Origin of the sequence: Nonomuraea pusilla (genome assembly GCF_900109355.1) — a bacterium.
GTDB lineage: Bacteria > Actinomycetota > Actinomycetes > Streptosporangiales > Streptosporangiaceae > Nonomuraea > Nonomuraea pusilla.
This window is the reverse complement of record NZ_FOBF01000011.1, coordinates 199,607-218,181: the sequence shown is the minus strand read 5'-3', so window position 1 is coordinate 218,181 and position 18,575 is coordinate 199,607. Positions and strand designations below refer to the sequence as shown.

The following is an 18,575-nucleotide window of genomic DNA, read 5'->3' as shown; positions in this document are numbered from 1 at the left end:
CGCCCGCCGCCCGCGGCACCCACCGAAGAGACGAACACGACGCGCCCCTCCCGGACGGCCGGCTCACAGGCCGCAGATCGCCCCTCTTGCGGGGCGGCGCCCACAGACCGCCCCTCCTGGACGGTCCGGGTCAGTAACACAGACCGCCCCTGCTGGGCGGTGGGGCGGCCCTCCTGGACGGCGGGGCTCGGTCAGGGGCGGAGGATGAGGCGGATGGGGTTGCCCTCCTTGCGGGCCAGACGCTCGATGGCGGCGGGTGCGTCGGCCAGCGGCAGCACGTCGCTCACGGACCCGCTCAGGTCGAGCCGCCCGCGCCCGGCGAGCGTCACGAGCTGCTGGACGTGCTCGGGCTGCGAGCCGTAGTGGCCGTGCAGCGACTGGCCGAAGTAGGCGAAGCCGAGGTCGTTGGGGATGGTCAGCGGCTTGTTCGCCAGACCCACGACGACCAGCCTGCCGCCCTTGCCCAGCAGCGACAGCGCCTGCTCGCGCACCGGCGCGACACCGGCGAAGTCGAACGCGACGCCGAGGCCCTCGCCGCCGGTCAGGTCCATGACGCTGTCGCGCAGCTTGGGGTCGGCCGGGTCGAGCGCGACGTCGGCGCCGAGGGCGACGGCGCGTTCGCGGGCGGCCTCCAGCGGGTCGATCGCGATCACGGGGGCGGCGCCGACGAGCCTCAGCAACTGCACGGCGTGGGCGCCGAGCCCGCCGACGCCCCACACGGCCACCGCCTCGCCCGGACGGGTCGCGCCGGTGGCGGTCACGGCCGCCCACGGGGTGGAGACGGCGTCGGGGATGATGCACGCCTGCTCGAACGGCAGGCCGTCGGGGATGGGCACGACCGTGGTGGCGCTGGCCAGGGCGTACTCCGCGTAGCCGCCGTCGTAGTCGACGCCGCGCGTGAGCACGGTGCCGCGCAGGTTGACCTCGCCGGCCTGGAGCAGCACCCGCTGTCCCACCGACCAGCCGTCGACGCCGGGGCCGAGGGCGTCGACGACGCCCGCCACCTCGTGGCCGAGGGTGACACTGTCGCCGGACAGCCACAGCGGGCTGAGCGTGCCGTCGACGAGGTGGACGTCGGACAGGCAGACGCCGGCGGCGCGCACCTGGACGCGCACCTGGCCGGGCCCCGGCTCGGGGACGGGCACGCGCTCCATGCGCAGTTCGCGGGTGGGGATGTGCAGCCGGGCGGCGAGCATCTCGGTCATGGCTTCCTTCTCTCCTGCGTGGGTACGTCCTGGCGGCTCATGGGCGGCGCGGCGCTCTCACCTTCGGTGCGGGCGTGGCCGAGGGCGTCGTAGGCGACGTCCACGAGGTGGCGGGCCGCGTCGTGCGGCAGGCGGCCGCGCATCGCCACGCACACGACGGCCAGCGCGCCGAGCGCGCCCGTGACGCGCGCCCGGCGGGCGAACCCAGTCTCCGGCGTGACGGCGAAGGCGTCGGCGAGCGCATCGGCGATGAGCCCCAGCGAAGCACCGCTCCCGGTGTCCTCTCGCCCGGTGCCGCTCCTGGCCGTCTCTTGCGCGGCCGGCGGCATGGCGGCCCCTTGCGCGGCTCCGGCAGCGATGCTCCCGGCGGCCCTGGTAGCGGCCCTGGTAGCGGCTCCGCCATCGGCGTCGGCGTCGGAGTGGGACACGCCTGACAGGATCAGGGCGACGAAGCCCGGGTGGCGCACCGCCAGCGCGGCCAGCCGGACGAGCGCCTCCCTGTCGCGGGACGGTCCGGGCGCGAACCCGGCCACCGCGCCGGCGATGCCGCGCACCTCGGCCAGGCAGCGGGCGACGACCTCGTCCTGGAGCGCCTCCTTGGAGGGGTAGCGCCGCAGCAGCCCGCTCTTGGAGTAGCCGACCGCGTCGGCGATGCGCTGGACGGAGGTCTCCTTCAGGCCGTGTCGGGCGAAGAGCGCGGCGGCCACGTCGATGATCTCGTCGTCGATCTGCTGCTGCGTCTGCCGGGGCATGTCTCCAGCATAGCCCTGTTGCGACCATTTTGGTCGCAAAGCGACCGTCATGGTCGCGTCCGGTTAGGGTCCGGGCAGGTCCCGGACAAGCGGAGGGGCGCCGCCCGTCAGCTGACGGGCGGCGCCCGGGGGCAGGCGGCGCCAGCGCCGGTCGGGGCCGCCACCGGCGCCGCACCACCATGCCGGGGGGCCACCAGCGCCCCCACCACCATGCCCGCAGGCCAGACGACGCACCACCATGCCCGGGCGCCACCTGCGCCGCATCAAGATGCCAGCGGGCCACCTCCGTGCCCGCTCGCCGCCGACGCCGCACCGCATGCCCGCGGGCCACCGGCGCCGCACCACGGTGCCGTTGAGCCGCCGGCGCCGTTGAGCCGCCGGTGCCGTTGAGCCGCCGGTGCCGTTCCACCGTGCCAGGCTCCTCGGCGCTGTGCCACGGTGCCGGGCTTCTCGGCGCTGTGCCACGGTGCCGGTGGAGGGCGGATCTGGTGGCGGTGCGGCGCGGCGGCGTGCGGAGGAGGGGCGCCGCCGCGGCCCTGGATCAGTCGCGCGGGTCCCAGCCGTCGGTGTCGACGTCCAGGTCGAGCTGGTCGGCGATGTCGCCCCAGCTCACGAGCTTGAAGCCGGTGATCTCGCGGTCGGGCTCGGCCGGGGTGCCCTCGCCGTCGTGGGCGACGAACAGGCCCTCGTCGAAGTCGCCGAGCGGCACGTTCAGCACGGTGGAGCCGTCGCTGTGCTCGGCGCCGTCGACGCCGTCCTTCTCGCTGATCCTGAACTGGCCGAGGTAGGCGTTCGCGCCCTCCCTGCGGTAGGCGGCGAAGGTGCTGTCTCCCTGGCTGGAGGCGAGCAGGTAGCCCTTGCCGTCCTCGCGGTAGTAGATGGTGAGCCCTTCGGCGTCGGCCGTCAGGTGGGTGCCGCCGTAGCCGGGGTCGGCGCCGGGCGTGCACTCCTCGGTGGCCGGGTCGTACGTGCCGGGCACGCCGTACTCCTTGACCTTGTCCACCAGGACGGGCGTGCCGGTGAGGTCGGCGCTCATCCGCCAGATGCCGACGTCCTCCTGGGCGGCGTAGAGGACGTCCTTCTCCTGGTCCACGACCATGCCCTCGACCTGGGCCAGCTCGTCGGGCTCCATGCAGGGGGCCCAGCTCTGGCCGTTGGGGAGGGTGAAGGAGGCGGGCAGGCTCAGCGTCCTGACGAGCTGGTAGCTCACGGTGCCGCCGGCCTCGGCGACGAGCCTGACCAGGCCGATGGAGGTCTTGTGGCGGCGGCTGACCAGCGCGTACGTGCCGGTGGAGTCCTTCCAGGTGGTCAGGCCGTACGCGGTCTCGGCGTCGTTGACCTGCTGCTGGTCGGCGCTGAACACGTACGGCGCGGACGGGTCGGTGACGTCGGTGAGGTGGCCGTCGGAGATGGCGTAGATCCGGAGCTGGTCGCGGCCGCGGTCGGAGACGACGGCGAGGTCGCGCCCGCCGAAGCCGTAGACGACGTCCACGTTGTTGAAGCGGCCCGGCTCGTCGTCGGGGCCGGGGGCGGCGGGCGCGGGGAGGTGCTGGAGCTGCCGGCCGTCGAGGTCGTACACGAAGAGGCCGGCCTTCTTGGCGGTGCCGATCACCACGCTGTCGTCGGAGTCGGACGGGTCGACCCAGATGGCGGGGTCGTCGCCGTTGGCGTTGCCGCCGGCGTCGTCGTCGTAGAGGGCGGGGGTCTCGACCTCGGGGTAGACCGTCGCGACGCCGCTGCCGGACGCCGGAAGTGCTAACCCTCCTACCAGTGAAAACGTGGTGGCTGCCAGGAGAAGCCTGGACAGGGGACGCATCGCGCCTCCTCGTTCGGGGGGTGGGTGATGCCAGCAACGTAACGTGCACTTAACGACAAATCAATAGGATGTGTATATGTCATGACATAAAGGCTTATGCCGAGACGCAGGCATGCCGACGACGCCCGGCGGGGCGGTTCCGCCGGGCGTCGAGCCCACATCGGTCAGGCGTCAGCCGTGATTGACCCGCCAGAAGTCCGACACCGTCTGGCGGTTCTGCAGGTCGCCCAGCAGGCTCTTGGGATCGGTGTGGAAGAGCTGCCCCTGCCAGTCGGGCAGGCCGGGCGGGGTGACCATCGGCTTCACCGTGCTGTTGCCCGAGATGCCGCCCTCGCCGATCTCGTGCTTGACGCCCTCCTCGGTCATGATGAAGTGGACGTACAGCTTGGCCGCGTTGGGGTGCTTGCTCTTGCCGGCCACGGCGACGTACTTGGGGTAGCTGAAGCCGACGAACGGCGCCAGGCCCTCGCACGTCTTCTGGGCGAAGCCCTTGTCCTCGTTGTTGCGGAACTTCGAGATCGACATGAAGCCGATCTTCTTGTCGGTGGCGCCCGGGGCGCCGACCGCGGCGGAGATGTCCTCGTCGGAGCCGGTCAGCACGGGCTTGTTGCGCGCGATCCGCCTGACCCACTCGTAGGCCGCGCTCTTCTCCTCCGTCTTCAGCGGCTCGCCGTACTTCTGCTGGTACGCCTGCTCCAGCGCCTGGTTGCCATGGGCGTCGAGCTGGGTGAAGAACGACAGGACGGTGGGCTTGCCGAGCGGGTCCTGCATCACGAGCTTGCCGGCCCACGCGGGCTCGGTGAGGTCCCAGACGTTCTTGACGGGGCAGCCGTCGGGCGACAGCCTGCTGTTGTAGGCGAAGACGGTCGCCTTCGACAGGGCCAGCAGCGGGTTCTGGTTCTCGTCCGGGATCTGGGCCTTCAGGTCGGACGGGATCCAGGTCTGCGCCACGCCCTGCGGCATGAGCTGGCCGACGAGCACGCCGCCGTCCTCGTACATGGCCGCGTCGATGGTGACGTTGTCGGCCGCGTGCTCCCTGGTCATCTTCTCGGCTGTCTGCGGGGTGTCGGACTTCACCCCTTCCATGGCGATGCCGTACTTCTCGGTGAACGCCTTCGCCACCTCCTCGATGTCGCCGCTGGAGTCGTAGACCAGCAGGCTGCCCTCCTTCTTGGCGGCGGCGACGAGCGCGTCGAGATCGAAGACGGCGTCGAGCGACGGGCCCGGCAGGGCCTTGGCCGTCGCGGCCGACGACGAAGGCCCGCCCGCCGTGGAGGGCGCGCAGGCCGCGGCGGCGAGCGCCAGCAGCGCCAGAGAAACGATCTTCCGGCTACGCCTCATGGTGGCGTTCACTCCTCTGCCTCTCAGAATCACAGGCGCCGCCAGAGCCCCGACCCGGCGCCGCGGTGCGCTCCACAGTGAACGTTAGGTGAATAATTTGTCAAGACATACTGACGTGCAAGTGAACAAGAGCCTCGCGGCACCCGAACCTGTACACACGGACAGAGGTCCGAATGTCATGACAAAGTATTGACTGTTCACCTTCCGTTCATCTAGAACTGAAGACCCCTGGACGAGAAGCCGGCCCGGCCGTGGCACCCCGCGCGCCACCGGTCCCCCGACCGTCGCCGGCCCGTCCCGCGCCCCCTCGAAAGGAGCCCTCACGCATGCGTGAGCAGGACTACCTCCGCCTGCTTGACGAGCGGGCCTGGCACCCGGAGCGGGTCGCCGAGGCCGCCGCCACCCGCAGGCGCAGGCCGCTCCGCGGCCCCCGGGACCGGCTGCTCATCGTCGCGGCCGACCACCCGGCCCGCGGCGCGCTCGGCGTGGCGGGGCGGCCCATGGCCATGCAGAGCCGGGTCAGCCTGCTGGAGCGGCTGGTCGTCGCGCTCGCCAGGCCCGGCGTGGACGGGGTGCTCGCCACCGCCGACGTCATCGAGGACCTGCTCCTGCTCGGCGCGCTCGACGACAAGATCGTCATCGGCTCCATGAACCGCGGCGGCGTGCAGGGGGCGGTGTTCGAGTTCGACGACCGCTTCACCGCCTACGACGCCGACTCGATCGCCGGCATGGGCCTCGACGGCGGCAAGGTCCTGTGCAGGATCGCCCTGGAGGACCCGGCCACCGTCAGCACGCTCGCCGGCTGCGGCCAGGCCGTGACGGAGCTGGCGCGGCGCGGGCTGATGGCGATGGTCGAGCCGTTCTGGTCCGGCCGGCTCGACGGGGCGGTCAGGCACGACCTGTCGCCCGAGGCGATGATCCACGCGATCAGCGTGGCGCAGGGGCTGGGAGCCACGTCGGCGCGCACCTGGCTGAAGCTCCCCGTCGTGCCGGAGATGGAACGCGTCATGGAGTCCACCACCCTGCCCGTCCTGCTGCTCGGCGGCGACCCCGGCGACCTGGCGGGCGAGGCGTACGACTCCTGGCGCAAGGCGCTGCGGCTGCCCGGGGTGCGCGGGCTCGTCGTCGGCCGCACGCTGCTCTACCCGCCGGGCGGCGACGTCGCCGCGGCGGTGGACGCCGCGGTGAGCCTGCTGGAGGCCGCGTGACCGGCCGCCCCCGCCCCGCTCCGCTTCCCGGCCCCGCTCCCCTTCCCCGCCCGGCCGGGCCGCCGGACGGCCCTGGCGGGCGGCGGTCCTCGCGGTGACGGGCTGGACGCTCGCCTTCGCCGCCGTGGCCGCCCTGTTCGTGCTGATCAGCGGCGCCAACGACGGGGCGACCCTGATCGGGCTGGGGATGCGGTTCCCCCACACGCCGGGGTGGGTCGCCGCCGTGATCCTCGGCGCCGTCCTGTTCGCCGGGCCGTACGCGCTCGGCGTGGCGGTCGCGCGGACCTTCACCGAGGGCCTGGCCGGGCTCGGCACCAGGGACGGAGCCCTGGTGTTCCTGGCCGGCGTGGTGACCGCGGTGGCCGTGGTCGCGGTGCTGACCGGCAGGGGCCTGCCGACCAGCCTGACGCTCGCGCTGATCGGCGGCGTGTCGGGGGCCGGGCTGGGCGCGGGGCTGCCGGTGTCGTGGGGCCGGCTGCTCACCGTCCTCGCCATCGGGCTCGCCGCACCCCTGGCCGGCCTCGTCCTGGGCTACGCCCTCGGCGCGGCCTCCCGCCGGGCGCCGTCGTACCGGCGGATGCCCCGGCTGGTGCTCGGCGGCCACCTGCTGGCGTACGCGGCCCAGTGCGCGGCGTACGCGGTGAACGACGGCCAGAAGATGATCGCCGTGGTGAGCGTCGCCGTGGACGTGAACCGCGACGGGCCAGGACGGGTCGGCGACGTCGCCGTGTCCCCCGCGTGGATGGCGGGGCTGACCGCGCTGTTCCTCGCCGGTGCGCTGACCAGCCTGACCAGGGTGGGCGAGCGGCTGGGCCGCGGCCTGGTCATCACCAGGCCGCTGCACGTCGTCTCGGCCGAGACGGCGGCCACCGCGGCCGTGCTCGGCAGCTCGGCGCTCGGCAGCCCCGTGAGCATGACCCAGTCCGTCACGGCCGGCGTCGTCGGCGTGGTGGCAAGCGAAGGAACCAGGAGGGTGAGATGGCAGGGAGTGCTGAACGTGGGTACGGCGTGGGTGGTGACCTTGCCGTCGTCCATGCTGCTGGGCTGCGTGGCGGGGCTCGCCGTGAGGCTGCTGTGAGCGGCCGGTCCAGCAGGGTCCGGCGCCTCGTCCGCGTGTGGGACGAGCTGCGCGGCCGATCCGGCCAGCGGGTCGTGGACCTGATCCGCGGCCAGATCGCCGTGGTGCGCACCGGGGCCGCCCTCGCCTGCTCGACCGCGTCGGGCACGATCGGACGCTCCGACGCCCGCGCCCGCATGGCGGAGATCGAGCACGAGGGCGACGCGGCCAGGGCGGCGCTGGTGCGGGCCCTGTGGCGGATCCTCGCCACCCCCATCGACAGGGAGGACCTGTTCCGGCTGTCCCGCTCGATCGACGACGTCCTCGACCACCTGCGCGACTTCGTCCGCGAGGCCGACCTGTTCGGCCCCACCGACCTGGGCTTCGCCGTCGAACCGCTGCGGGCGGTGCTCGACGGCCTGGACGAGCTGGAGGAGGCGCTGCTGCGGATCCTGCGCGACCCCGGCTCCGTCACCATGGCGGTCCTCGCCACGCGCAAGTCGCGCACCAGGGTCCGCCAGCTCGCCCAGGCCAGGCTCACCGAGCTGTTCACCGGGCCGCTGCGGATGGACACCCTGCGCGAGCGCGAGCTGCTGTCACGCCTCGACGCGGTCGGCCGCAGGCTGGGCGAGTCCGCCGACGCGCTGGCCGACGCGATGCTCAAGCGAAGTCACTGAGCCGAGCCCGCCCGCCTGCCCCGCCTGACCGCCTGACCGTCTGACCCGCCTGGCGAAGCCGCCGACCCCCCTACCCCCCGAGATGACCCCTGAAGGAAGTCCCATGGCTGTTTTGACCAAGACGGAGCCGCCGCCTCCCCCGCCGAAACGGCGCAGGATGGTCTACCGGCTGCGCGTGCTGCGCCACGACCCGACCGCGGCGCTCGGCCTGATCCTCGTCGTCGTGCTCGCCTACCTCGTCGTGGCGCCGCTCGTCGCGGTGCTGTCGGACGCGTTCCGCCTGCAGTTCGGCGACGAGGTGCACGCCGGGCAGCAGCCGGGCGAGTGGACCGGCTACTACCTGTGGCGCGTCTTCCGCTCGCAGATCAGCGGCCTGCTGTTCTGGGAGCCGCTGCTCAACACGGTGGTCGTCGCGGTGGGCACCACGCTGTTCGCGCTGCTGCTCGGGGGCGGCATGGCGTGGCTGGTGACCCGGACGAACGTGCCGGGCCGCAAGTGGATGGCCGGCGCGCTGGTGATCCCGTACATGCTGCCGTCGTGGACGTTCTCGCTGGCGTGGCTCACGCTGTTCAAGAACGAGCGCTCCGGCGGGCAGGTCGGCTTCCTGCAGGCGCAGGGCGTCCGCACGCCCGACTGGCTGGCCTACGGCGCGCTGCCGATCATCGTCACGCTGGGGCTGCACTACTACCCGTTCGTGCTGCTCCTGGTCGGCAACGCGCTGCGGCGCATCGACGCGCAGCTGGAGGACTCCGCGCGCATCCTCGGCGCGCCGCGCCGCACCGTCATCAGGCGGATCGTGGTGCCCCTGATGCTCCCGGCGCTGTCGTCGGCGGTGCTGCTGGTGGTCGGCCGGGTGCTGGGCACGTTCGGCACGCCGTACGTGCTCGGCCTGCCGGCGGACTACCGGGTGCTGTCCACCGGGCTCTACCAGTCGATCCGAGACCGCAGCACCGGCGTCGCCTCCGTGATCGCCACCGTCATCGTGATCATCGGCGTGCTCATCGTCTTCACCGACATGCGGCTGATGCGCGAGCACCGCAGGTTCGTCACCGTGGGCGGCAAGGGCGCCATGGACCGCCTGGGCGACCTGCGCCGCTGGCGCTGGCCCGCGTTCGCGCTGGGCATGGTGGTCTTCGCGGTCAGCGTGCTGGTGCCGGTGCTGACGCTGCTGCTGTCCACGCTCACCCGCACCCCGCTGGACCTGTCCACCCTGACGCTCGACTACTGGTTCGCCGAGCGCCTGCCCGGCGCGGTCGGCTTCCCGCACGGGGTGCTGCGCGGCTCGGAGGTGTGGGAGGCCGCCTGGAACTCGGTGCGCATCGTCGGCCTCGCCTCGATCATCTGCGCCGTCGCCGGCCTGCTCGTCGGGTACGTGGTCGTGCGCGGCACCGCCCCCCGCATCGCCGCCTTCCTGCGCCAGGTGTCGTTCCTGCCGTACCTGATCCCCGGCATCGCGTTCGCGGCGGCGTCGCTGTCGCTGTTCGCCGTCGCCCGCGGCCCCGTCCCGGCCCTGTACGGCACGACGTTCCTGCTGATCCTGGTGATGGCGGTGACCCACCTGCCGTACAGCTCACGCTCCGGCATCGCCGCCATGATGCAGCTGGGCAGGGAGCCCGAGGAGGCCGCGCAGATCGCCGGCGCCTCCTGGTGGCAGCGGATGCGGCGCATCATCTTCCCCATCCAGAGGGGCGCCCTCGTCACGGGCGTCGTGCTGCCGTTCATCTCGGGGTTGAAGGAGCTCAGCATCGTCGTCATGCTGACGACCACCGGCACCGAACTGCTCACGACGCTCTCCATCGGCCTCGTCGACTACGGGTACACGCAGCTCGCCAACGCCGTCGTCCTCATCATCGCCCTGCTCTCCTTCACCATGACGTCCCTGACCCAGCGCCTGACCAAGAGCAGCCTGGCGTCCGGCCTAGGAGGTTAGATGCCGAACATCACCCTGAGCGCAGTCTCCAAGTCGTACGGCGGCGGCGACCACGCGGTCAAGAACCTCGACCTCGTCGTCCCCGACGGCGCGTTCATGTGCCTGCTCGGCCCGTCCGGCTGCGGCAAGACCACCACCCTGCGCATGATCGCCGGGCTGGAGCAGCCCACCGGCGGCACCATCGCCGTCGGCGACAGGGTGCTCGACTGCGTCGAGCGCGGCCTGTACGTCCCGCCGGAGAAGCGGGGCATGGGCCTGGTCTTCCAGAACTACGCGCTGTGGCCGCACCTGTCGGTGCGCGAGAACGTCGAGTTCGGGCTGCGCATGCGCAAGGTGCCCGCGCCCGAGCGGCGGGCGCGGGCGGAGGCGGCGCTGAAGATGGTCCACGTCGACGCCGCGATGGACCGCTACCCGTCGCAGCTGTCGGGCGGCCAGCAGCAGCGGGTGGCGCTCGCCCGCATGCTCGCCGTCAACCCGTCCGTGCTGCTGCTGGACGAGCCGCTGTCGAACCTCGACGCCCGGCTGCGCCTGGAGATGCGCGCCGAGCTCAAGCGCATCCACGAGGAGTCGGGCGCGACGATCGTGTTCGTCACCCACGACCAGCTCGAAGCGCTGACCATGGCCACCGACGTGGCCGTCATGAGCGACGGCGAGCTGCAGCAGCTCGCCGCCCCGATGGACATGTACGCCAGGCCCGCCAACCGGTTCGTCGCCGAGTTCGTCGGCAGCCCGCCGATGGCGATCGTGGACGTCGGCCCCTCCCCCGCCGGGCTGGCCGGGTCGCTCCTGCGGCACGTCGAGTCCCGCGGGGCTCCGGAGCGGCCGGGCGGCGTCGGCATCAGGCCGGAGGCGCTGCGGTTCGGCGCCCCGCCCGCCTCGGCCTGGCGGGAGGAGGCGCTGGTGGAGGCGGTGCTCCCGGCCGGCTCCTCCTGGACGGTGCGGCTGCGCATCCTCGACGCCGAGCTGTACGCGCTGTCGTACACGCCGGTCGAGGCCGCCCCCGGCGACGTGCTGACCTGCTGGACCGACCAGCTCCACCTGTTCGGCGCCGACGGCGCCAGGATGTCCTCCTGGGACGCGGCGGAGGTGCGCGCGTGATCCGGCCCAAGGCGTTGCTGCTGGACTTCGGCGGCGTGATCGTGGAGACGGCCAGGCGGCCGTCCTGGGCGGCCGAGCTGGCCGCCGAGGTGCACGAGCTGCTCGTGCGGGCCGGCTGCGACGGGCTCGGCGTCGAGGACGTCGAGAGCGACATCCTCGCCGGGGCACGCGCCGACTCGTACTGGAAGGACTCCACCTCCCGCCAGTTCGACCCGGAGGAGATGACGCACCGCCGCTTCTGGGCCGACTTCGTCGCCACCGACTGGCCCGCGCAGGCCCGCGCCCTCGTCGGCGTCGAGGCGACGCCGCTGTGCAGGCGCATGGGCGAGCTGCGCAGCGGCCGCAAGACCCGCGACGGCATGGAGGAACTGCTCGCCGCCTGCTGGGAGCGCGGCGTCAGGCCCGCGATCGTCAGCAACGCGCTGTGCGGAGCCGTGCACCGCGACTACCTGACCGAGACCGGGCTCGACCGGCTGTTCGCCGCGCAGGTCTACAGCGACGAGGCCGGCGTCCGCAAGCCGAACCCGGAGATGATCTGGCTGGCCTGCCGGGCGCTCGGCGTGGACCCGGCCGACGTCTGGTACGTCGGCGACAACTACGACCGGGACGTGGTCTGCGGCGCCCGCGCGGGAGCCGGCGCCACCGTGCTGATGGTGTCCCGGAGCACCGACGAGATCCCGTACCGGGTGCGGCAGACCCCGCAGGCCACCGTGGAGGACCCGCGCGGCCTGCTGAACCTCCTGGAGGAGACATGGACGTGAACACCTCGCGCGAACTGGCCGCCGTCGCCGCCGAGGCGGCCAGGGCCGTCGGCGACATGCTGCGCGGCGCCTTCCGCTCGCGCCCGGAGGTCAGCACCAAACGCGACTTCCACGACCCGGTGACCGAGCACGACAAGGCGGCCGAGGAACGCATCAGGGAGGTGCTGGCCGAGCGCTGCCCGGACAGCGCCGTCGTGGGCGAGGAGGGCGGCACCCGGGGCGAGGGCACGATCAGCTGGTACGTCGACCCGATCGACGGCACCGCCAACTTCGCCGCGGGCCTGCCGTTCTTCTGCACCTCCATCGCGGCGGCCGTGGACGGCGAGGTCGTGGCGGGCGTCGTCTACGATCCCGTACGCGACGACGAGTTCACCGCCTGGCTCGGCGGCGCCGAGTGCAACGGCGCGCCCATCCGCAGCTCCGGCGCCCGTACCGACCGGGAGGCGGTGCTGCTGTCCAGCTACCCCACCCCGCGGGACCTGGCCGCCGACGGCGAGGAGGCGCTGCACCGCTTCGCCCGCATGGTCAACGCCTTCGCGTCGACCCGCCGCCCCGGCAGCGCCGCGCTGAAGCTCGCGCACGTCGCCGCCGGCTGGTCGGACGTCGCGTACGGCACCCGGGTCAACGCCTGGGACGTCGCCGCCGGGTCGCTGCTCGTCCGGCAGGCCGGCGGCGTCTACATCCCGCTGTCGGGCGGCGTCCTCACGCCCGGCGGGTACCTCGCCTGCGTCGGCGGCTTCGACCTCGAAGGCTCCGTCATGGCCGAGATCGCGGGAGCGGGCGCGTGATCCGGTGGATCGTCACCGACCTGGACGGGACACTGGTCGGCCGCGACCTGGCCATGGTGCCGGCCAGCCGGGACGCCCTGCTCCGCTTCCGCGCGGCGGGCGGCGAGGTCGTCGTCGCGACCGGGCGCATGGAGGACTCGGCCCGCCGCTACTACGAGGAGCTCGACCTCGAAGGACCCGCGATCCTCTACAACGGCGCCCGCACCGTCGATCTGGTGACGGGGGCGGTGCTGCGCTCGCGCGTGCTGCCCGAGGCCGCCTGGAAGACGCTGCTCGGGCTGTTCGACGAGCTTCCCTCCGGCGCGTACCCGGTGGCGTTCTGCCGGGGGGAGGCGCTGGCCGTCCACGACGTGCCCGAGCTGCGGGACTTCGCCCGCCGCGACGGCATCACGCTGCGCGACCCGGGTGACTGGACGGCGCTGCCGCCCGGCGAGATCACCAAGTGCATGCTGATCGGCGACCCGCTGCCGGAGCTCGCCGTCGCCGGCACCGTCACGGTCCGGTCGGAGGCGACGTACCTGGAGGTGCTGCCGGAGGGCGCGACGAAGGGGAGCGCGCTGCGGGACCTGGCGGCGGCCCGTGGCGTGCCGCTGGAGCACGTCGCGGCCGTCGGCGACAACCCGAACGACCTGGACATGATCAGGACGGCGGGCGTGGGGGTGGCGGTCGGCGACGGCCACCCAGAGGTCCGGGCCGCGGCGGACGTCGTGGCGGCGGCCTGCGCCGACGGCGCGGTCGCCGACGTGGTGAAGCTCGCCCTCAAGGCGAACGGCTGGGTCTGAGCAGCCGGGTCTGAGCGGCCGGGTCTGAGCGGCCGGGTCTGAGCGGCCGGGGTGCCTGGCTACGGCGCGTTCCGCAGCTCGGCGGCGGCCCGCTCGGGCGGCACGATGTTGACCGCCATGCCGGAGCCCAGCTCGAACCCGGCCGCGATCGTCAGCCTCGGCACGATCTGGACGTGCCACTGGAACCAGCGCGCCCCCTCCCCGCCGTTCGGGGCGCCGACGATCGCGTAGTTGTACGGCACGTCGCCGAGCAGCCGCCGCAGCCCGCCCAGCACGCGGACCAGCAGCGCGGCGACGTCGGCCAATGCCTCGTCGGAGGCGTCGGCGAACGACGCGCGGCGCTCGGTGGGCACGACCCACGTCTCGTACGGCGTCCTGGCCGCGTACGGGGCGAACGCGGCGGCGCGCTCCCGCGCGGCCACGACCCTGGCGCCGTCGTCCAGCTCGGCCCTGACGAGGTCGAGGTAGAGGCAGCCGCCGGTGTCGTCGTGGTAGGCGCGGGCGACGTCGTGCAGGTGGCGGTGGCGCAGCGGCACCACGGGCGTCGAGACGATCTGGGAGTGCGGGTGGGCCAGCGACGTGCCCGCCGCGGCGCCGTGGTTGCGGAACGGCAGCACCAGGCCAGGGCCCCGCTCACGCAGGACGCGGGTGCGGGTCCGGCAGGCGTCGAGCACGGCGGCGACCGTGTCGGTGCCGCCGTCGGCGATGTCCCAGTCGTGGTCGGGCGTCTCGATGACGACCTCGTGGGAGCCGTCGGCGACGGCCCGTCTGAACAGCCCGCGGACCCGACGCGCCCCGGCCACGGCCTCCGTCGCGGGCCCGGTCGGGGGTGTGACGACCGGGTAGCGGTTGGGCACCACCCGGATCGACCAGCCGCCGTCCGGGCCCGGCCTGCGCCACAGCTCAGGAGGGGTGCGCTCCTCACGTCCCGGACAGAACGGGCACGTCTCCCTGGACCCCGGCACGGGGACCGGCTCGCCCCACTCCAGGGGACGCTCGCCCCGCTGCGGCGCGAGCACCACCCAGTCGCGCGTGCAGGGGTCCTGCCGCAGCTCCGGCACCCCGCCCACCTCCTCACCGGCCACGACCGGCCCATCTCACTCGGTCCGTCTCACCCGGCCCATCTCATCCGGCCCGTCTCACCCGGCATCTCGACGGCCCGGCCTGTCGGTCCGGCCCGTGGTCCACCTCCCCGGCATTCCCGCTCCCCCGCCGGACACGCGGACGCCCCGGGAGGGATGTCCCCGGGGCGTCCGCGACGGGCCGGCGGCCTACTTGAAGCCGCGCAGCCGCAGGCTGTTGGTGACGACGAAGACGCTGGAGAACGCCATCGCCGCACCCGCGATCATCGGATTGAGCAACCCCATCGCGGCCAGCGGCAGCGCCGCCACGTTGTAGGCGAACGCCCAGAACAGGTTCCCCTTGATCGTCGCCAGCGTCCTGCGCGACAGCCGGATCGCGTCGCCCGCCACCCGCAGGTCACCGCGCACCAGCGTCAGGTCCGACGCCTCGATCGCGACGTCCGTGCCGGTGCCCATGGCCAGCCCCAGGTCCGCCTGCGCCAGCGCCGCGGCGTCGTTGACGCCGTCGCCGACCATGGCGACCGTCTTGCCCTCGGACTGCAGCCGCTTGACGACGTCCACCTTGTCCTGCGGCAGCACCTCGGCGATCACCTCGTCGATGCCGACCTCGGCCGCCACCTGACGGGCCACGGCCTCGTTGTCGCCCGTCAGCAGCACCGGGGTGAGGCCGAGCCCTCTGAACGTGGCGACCGCCTCCGCGCTGGTCGGCTTGACGACGTCGGCCACGACCAGGACGGCGCGGGCCTTTCCGTCCCAGCCGACGGCCACGGCCGTGCGTCCCGCGGCCTGCGCGGCCTGCAGGCGGCGCTCCAGCTCCACGGGCAGGTGCTGGGACCACTCGGCGAGCAGCCGGGGGCGGCCGACGAGCACCGCGTGGCCGTCCACCACGCCCTGGACGCCGAGCCCCTCGACGTTGGCGAAGTCCTCGGGGGCCGGCAGGTCGCCGACCCGCTCGGCGGCGCCGCGGGCGACGGCCTGGGCGATGGGGTGCTCGGAGGCGTGCTCCAGCGCGCCGGCCAGGCGCAGCACCTCGTCGGCGTCCTCGCCGTCGGCGACGTGCGTCTCGACGAGGGTCATCTTCCCCTCGGTGACCGTGCCGGTCTTGTCCAGCACGATCGTGTCCACCCGCCGCGTCGACTCCAGCACCTCAGGACCCTTGATCAGAATCCCCAGCTGCGCACCACGCCCCGTACCCACCAGCAACGCCGTCGGCGTCGCCAACCCCAGCGCGCACGGGCACGCGATGATCAACACCGCCACCGCCGCCGTGAACGCCGCCGCCGCACCCGAACCGGTACCCAGCCAGAAGCCGAGGGTGCCGAGCGCCAGCGCGATCACCACCGGCACGAACACCCCCGAGATCCGGTCGGCCAGCCGCTGCACCTGCGCCTTACCCGTCTGAGCGTCCTCCACCAGCCTGGCCATCTGCGCCAACTGCGTGTCCGACCCCACCCGGGTCGCCCGCACCACGAGCCTGCCACCCGCGTTCACCGTGGCGCCGGTGACCGGGTCACCCGGCCGCACCTCGACCGGCACCGACTCACCCGTCAGCATCGACGCGTCCACCGCCGAGGAACCCTCCTCGACCACGCCGTCCGTCGCGATCTTCTCACCCGGACGCACCACGAACAGCTCACCAACGGCCAGCCGCTCGACCGGCACCCGCCGCCCGTCGGCCAGTTCCACCTCCTTGGCGCCAAGCTCCAGCAGCGCCCGCAGCGCCGCCCCCGCCCGCCGCTTCGACCGCGCCTCGAAGTAGCGGCCGGCGAGGATGAACGCCGTCACCCCCGCCGCCGCCTCCAGGTAGATGTTCATCGACCCGTCGCCCCGGGTGATGGTGAACTCGAACGGGTGCGTCATGCCGGGCGTGCCGGCCGTGCCGAGGAACAGCGCCCACAGCGACCAGCCGAGCGCGGCGATCGTGCCGAGCGACACCAGGGTGTCCATGGTGGCGGCGCCGTGGCGCAGGTTCGTCCACGCGGCCTTGTGGAACGGCCAGCCCGCGTACACGACCACGGGCGCCGCCAGCGTGAGCGACAGCCACTGCCAGTACGTGAACTGCAGCGCAGGGACCATCGCCATGGCGATCACCGGGACCGCCAGCACCAGGGAGGTGACGAGCCGGTTCCTGAGGGGGCGCAGCTCGTCGTCGTCCTCGGCCGCCCGCGGGCCCGCGTCCGCGGGCTGCGGCGGGGCGGGCAGCGCGGCCGTGTAGCCCGCCTTCTCCACCTCGCCGACCAGCACCTGCGGGTCGAGCCCGGCGGGGAAGCTGACCTTGGCCTTCTCGGTGGCGTAGTTGACGGTGGCGGTGACGCCGTCGAGCTTGTTCAGCTTGCGCTCGATGCGGTTGGCGCAGGACGCGCAGGTCATGCCGCCGATCGAGAGCTCGACCGACCCGCCGGAGACCGGCTGCCTGTCCTCGGTGACGGAGCTCATCACCTCTCCTTTCTGACGTTCCGACATCTGGCGTCCGGCCTCAGTGGCCGTGCCCACCGGACTGCCCGTCGCTGTGCTCGTCGCCCTGGTCCTCGGTGTGGTCCTCGGTGTGGTCGTCGCCGTGGCCGGCGCCCGCCGTCGCGGTGAAGGCGGCCGTCCGCACGGTGTCGCCGTGCTGGAAGTCGAGGAACAGGCCGTAGTCGCCGCCGCTCGGGACCTCGGCGTAGAAGGTGATCTGCGGGCCCGCCGCCGTCCTGCCGTCGCCGGGCGCGCCGTCGGGGTGGACGTGGAGGTAGGCCAGGTCGCCCGCGCGCAGCGCCACGAGGTGCCCGTACGCCCCCAGGTAGGGCTGCAGGTCGGTGACGGGTTCGCCGTCCTTGCTCACGGTGAGCGTGAGCTTGCTCGCCCGGCCGGGCACGAGGTCGCCGTCGAGCGTGACCGTGTAGCCGTCGACCGTGGCGGTGCGCGACGCCGCGGGCAGCGGCCTCGGCTTGTAGTCGCCCGCGACGAACAGGTCGGTGCCCAGCGTGAGCGGGCTGCCGCCGGTGGGGGCGAAGTCGGCGAAGGCGCGGTACGCGCCCGCCTCGGGAAGGGTCAGCTTCACCGACCAGACGCCGTCGCCCGCCTCGGACGGATGCAGGTGCTGGAAGGTGGCGAGGTCGCGGGAGACGACGATGAAGTGGAGCTTCTTGTCGTGCTGGACCTGGTAGTCGGTGACGGGCTTGCCGTCGGGGCCGGTGACCGTGAAGCGGTAGTCGACGGGCTCGCCGGGCTTGATCTCGCCGGTCAGAGGCTTGAGGGTGTAGCCGTTCTCGGACATCTGGAGCCCTCCGGGGGTATCGGCGGCGGCCTGCTCCGCGTGGCCGCCGGTGTGCCCGGCCGGTTCCCCGGGGGAACCGTGCCCGGCCGTCGTCTCGGGTGTCGTCATCGTGTGGGCGGCGCCGGGGGCCGGGTCCGCCGGTGCGGCGGCGACCGGGCCCACGGCCTTGCCCACGCCCAGGGCGCCGCCGAACACGACGGCCAGCCCCAGGACGTAGGCGCCGAGCTTGACGGGCGCGTTCACGAGCGGCCCGCCAGCTCGTACCCGGCCTCCTCGACCGCGGCGGCGACGCGCGCGCTCTCGACGGGGCCGTCGCTGGTCACGGTCAGCAGGCCGGAGGCCAGGTCCACCTCGACGGAGGTGACCCCCGCGACCGCGCCGACCTCCTCCTTCACCGAGCTGACGCAGTGGCCGCAGGTCATGCCCTTGACGGTGTACGTGGATGTGGTGCTCATATCGATCTCTCCCGGAATCTCTCTGTCGTCTCCGCGCCGCCGCGCCGTCGCCGCTGTGCCGCCGGTCACGAGCGGACGAGCCGCGCGATCGCGTCGGACGCCTCCTTGACCTTGGCGCGCGCCTCGGCGCCGCCGTCGGCCACCGCGTCGGCGACGCAGTGCTCCATGTGCTCCTCCAGCAGGACCAGGGCGAAGGACCGCAGTGCGCTGGTGGCCGCCGACACCTGGGTCAGGATGTCGATGCAGTACTTGTCGTCCTCGACCATCCGCTGCAGGCCCCTGACCTGCCCCTCGATCCGGCGCAGCCGCCGGAGGTGCTCCTGGCTGCTCTCGGTGTATCCGGCCATCTCAGCCTCCTCCCCCTGGG

General features: G+C 73.3%; 17 protein-coding genes. 8 read left to right on the top strand and 9 right to left on the bottom strand.

Going from position 1 to position 18,575, the window contains the following annotated elements:
• Window positions 1-191: 191 nt before the first annotated feature.
• The 4 genes from BMX74_RS23690 to BMX74_RS23675 all read right to left on the bottom strand — a co-directional run bounded on the left by BMX74_RS23690 (window position 192) and on the right by BMX74_RS23675 (window position 5,114).
• On the bottom strand, window positions 192-1,205 hold the full coding sequence (locus tag BMX74_RS23690; RefSeq protein ID WP_091102847.1) for a zinc-binding dehydrogenase: 1,014 nt from the start codon (window positions 1,203-1,205) through the stop codon (window positions 192-194).
• A complete protein-coding gene (locus BMX74_RS23685; RefSeq protein WP_091102845.1) occupies window positions 1,202-1,957 on the bottom strand; it encodes a TetR/AcrR family transcriptional regulator in 756 nt (251 codons plus the stop codon). The genes BMX74_RS23690 and BMX74_RS23685 overlap by 4 nt, the downstream gene beginning before the upstream one ends.
• A 541-nt stretch (window positions 1,958-2,498) precedes the next feature.
• Window positions 2,499-3,773 carry a phytase gene (locus tag BMX74_RS23680; RefSeq protein ID WP_055501410.1) on the bottom strand — a complete coding sequence of 425 codons (1,275 nt, stop codon included), beginning with the start codon at window positions 3,771-3,773 and terminating at the stop codon, window positions 2,499-2,501.
• A gap of 171 nt (window positions 3,774-3,944) precedes the next feature.
• Entirely contained in the window at window positions 3,945-5,114 is a 1,170-nt protein-coding gene (locus BMX74_RS23675; protein ID WP_091102927.1) for an ABC transporter substrate-binding protein, read from the bottom strand.
• Window positions 5,115-5,440: 326 nt separating this feature from the next.
• On the opposite strand from BMX74_RS23675, the gene BMX74_RS23670 reads away from it, so the two are divergent.
• The 8 genes from BMX74_RS23670 to BMX74_RS23635 all read left to right on the top strand — a co-directional run bounded on the left by BMX74_RS23670 (window position 5,441) and on the right by BMX74_RS23635 (window position 13,415).
• Window positions 5,441-6,322, top strand: coding sequence for a Cgl0159 family (beta/alpha)8-fold protein (locus tag BMX74_RS23670; protein WP_055501408.1), 882 nt, complete (start codon window positions 5,441-5,443; stop codon window positions 6,320-6,322).
• A gap of 94 nt (window positions 6,323-6,416) precedes the next feature.
• Window positions 6,417-7,400, top strand: a complete 984-nt coding sequence (locus BMX74_RS23665; protein ID WP_055501407.1) for an inorganic phosphate transporter — start codon at window positions 6,417-6,419, stop codon at window positions 7,398-7,400.
• Window positions 7,397-8,056 carry a DUF47 domain-containing protein gene (locus BMX74_RS23660; protein ID WP_055501406.1) on the top strand — a complete coding sequence of 220 codons (660 nt, stop codon included), beginning with the start codon at window positions 7,397-7,399 and terminating at the stop codon, window positions 8,054-8,056. The genes BMX74_RS23665 and BMX74_RS23660 overlap by 4 nt, the downstream gene beginning before the upstream one ends.
• A 103-nt stretch (window positions 8,057-8,159) precedes the next feature.
• Window positions 8,160-9,986, top strand: coding sequence for an ABC transporter permease (locus tag BMX74_RS23655; protein WP_055501405.1), 1,827 nt, complete (start codon window positions 8,160-8,162; stop codon window positions 9,984-9,986).
• Window positions 9,987-11,084 carry an ABC transporter ATP-binding protein gene (locus BMX74_RS23650; protein WP_055501404.1) on the top strand — a complete coding sequence of 366 codons (1,098 nt, stop codon included), beginning with the start codon at window positions 9,987-9,989 and terminating at the stop codon, window positions 11,082-11,084.
• Window positions 11,081-11,845: an HAD family hydrolase gene (locus BMX74_RS23645; RefSeq protein WP_055501403.1), complete on the top strand. Its 765-nt coding sequence runs from the start codon at window positions 11,081-11,083 to the stop codon at window positions 11,843-11,845. Before BMX74_RS23650 ends, BMX74_RS23645 begins: the two co-directional genes overlap by 4 nt.
• The gene (locus tag BMX74_RS23640) at window positions 11,836-12,633 is read left to right on the top strand and encodes an inositol monophosphatase family protein (protein ID WP_055501402.1); all 798 of its coding nucleotides are present in this window, start codon (window positions 11,836-11,838) and stop codon (window positions 12,631-12,633) included. Before BMX74_RS23645 ends, BMX74_RS23640 begins: the two co-directional genes overlap by 10 nt.
• Window positions 12,630-13,415, top strand: a complete 786-nt coding sequence (locus BMX74_RS23635) for an HAD-IIB family hydrolase (RefSeq protein WP_218154019.1) — start codon at window positions 12,630-12,632, stop codon at window positions 13,413-13,415. The genes BMX74_RS23640 and BMX74_RS23635 overlap by 4 nt, the downstream gene beginning before the upstream one ends.
• A 59-nt stretch (window positions 13,416-13,474) precedes the next feature.
• On the opposite strand, the gene BMX74_RS23630 is transcribed toward BMX74_RS23635, so the two are convergent.
• The 5 genes from BMX74_RS23630 to BMX74_RS23610 all read right to left on the bottom strand — a co-directional run bounded on the left by BMX74_RS23630 (window position 13,475) and on the right by BMX74_RS23610 (window position 18,555).
• Window positions 13,475-14,500: a galactose-1-phosphate uridylyltransferase gene (locus tag BMX74_RS23630; protein WP_091102843.1), complete on the bottom strand. Its 1,026-nt coding sequence runs from the start codon at window positions 14,498-14,500 to the stop codon at window positions 13,475-13,477.
• A gap of 186 nt (window positions 14,501-14,686) precedes the next feature.
• Window positions 14,687-16,933: a heavy metal translocating P-type ATPase gene (locus BMX74_RS23625; protein ID WP_091102840.1), complete on the bottom strand. Its 2,247-nt coding sequence runs from the start codon at window positions 16,931-16,933 to the stop codon at window positions 14,687-14,689.
• Window positions 16,934-16,973: 40 nt separating this feature from the next.
• Window positions 16,974-17,996, bottom strand: coding sequence for a hypothetical protein (locus BMX74_RS23620; protein WP_091102837.1), 1,023 nt, complete (start codon window positions 17,994-17,996; stop codon window positions 16,974-16,976).
• Window positions 17,993-18,208 (bottom strand): heavy-metal-associated domain-containing protein, encoded by a 216-nt coding sequence (locus tag BMX74_RS23615; RefSeq protein ID WP_055501397.1) that lies wholly within the window; start codon window positions 18,206-18,208, stop codon window positions 17,993-17,995. The genes BMX74_RS23620 and BMX74_RS23615 overlap by 4 nt, the downstream gene beginning before the upstream one ends.
• Window positions 18,209-18,273: 65 nt before the next feature.
• Window positions 18,274-18,555: a metal-sensitive transcriptional regulator gene (locus tag BMX74_RS23610; protein ID WP_055501396.1), complete on the bottom strand. Its 282-nt coding sequence runs from the start codon at window positions 18,553-18,555 to the stop codon at window positions 18,274-18,276.
• Window positions 18,556-18,575 lie beyond the last annotated feature (20 nt).

Excerpts from the sequence above, each read along its gene's own strand:
- BMX74_RS23685 (WP_091102845.1), bottom strand. The coding sequence starts at position 1,957 with ATGCCCCGGCAGACGCAGCAGCAGATCGACGACGAGATCATCGACGTG.
- BMX74_RS23610 (WP_055501396.1), bottom strand. The coding sequence starts at position 18,555 with ATGGCCGGATACACCGAGAGCAGCCAGGAGCACCTCCGGCGGCTGCGC.
- BMX74_RS23670 (WP_055501408.1), top strand. The coding sequence starts at position 5,441 with ATGCGTGAGCAGGACTACCTCCGCCTGCTTGACGAGCGGGCCTGGCAC.
- BMX74_RS23640 (WP_055501402.1), top strand. The coding sequence starts at position 11,836 with ATGGACGTGAACACCTCGCGCGAACTGGCCGCCGTCGCCGCCGAGGCG.
- BMX74_RS23625 (WP_091102840.1), bottom strand. The coding sequence starts at position 16,933 with ATGAGCTCCGTCACCGAGGACAGGCAGCCGGTCTCCGGCGGGTCGGTC.
- BMX74_RS23680 (WP_055501410.1), bottom strand. The coding sequence starts at position 3,773 with ATGCGTCCCCTGTCCAGGCTTCTCCTGGCAGCCACCACGTTTTCACTG.
- BMX74_RS23675 (WP_091102927.1), bottom strand. The coding sequence starts at position 5,114 with ATGAGGCGTAGCCGGAAGATCGTTTCTCTGGCGCTGCTGGCGCTCGCC.
- BMX74_RS23615 (WP_055501397.1), bottom strand. The coding sequence starts at position 18,208 with ATGAGCACCACATCCACGTACACCGTCAAGGGCATGACCTGCGGCCAC.
- BMX74_RS23650 (WP_055501404.1), top strand. The coding sequence starts at position 9,987 with ATGCCGAACATCACCCTGAGCGCAGTCTCCAAGTCGTACGGCGGCGGC.
- BMX74_RS23690 (WP_091102847.1), bottom strand. The coding sequence starts at position 1,205 with ATGACCGAGATGCTCGCCGCCCGGCTGCACATCCCCACCCGCGAACTG.
- BMX74_RS23655 (WP_055501405.1), top strand. The coding sequence starts at position 8,160 with ATGGCTGTTTTGACCAAGACGGAGCCGCCGCCTCCCCCGCCGAAACGG.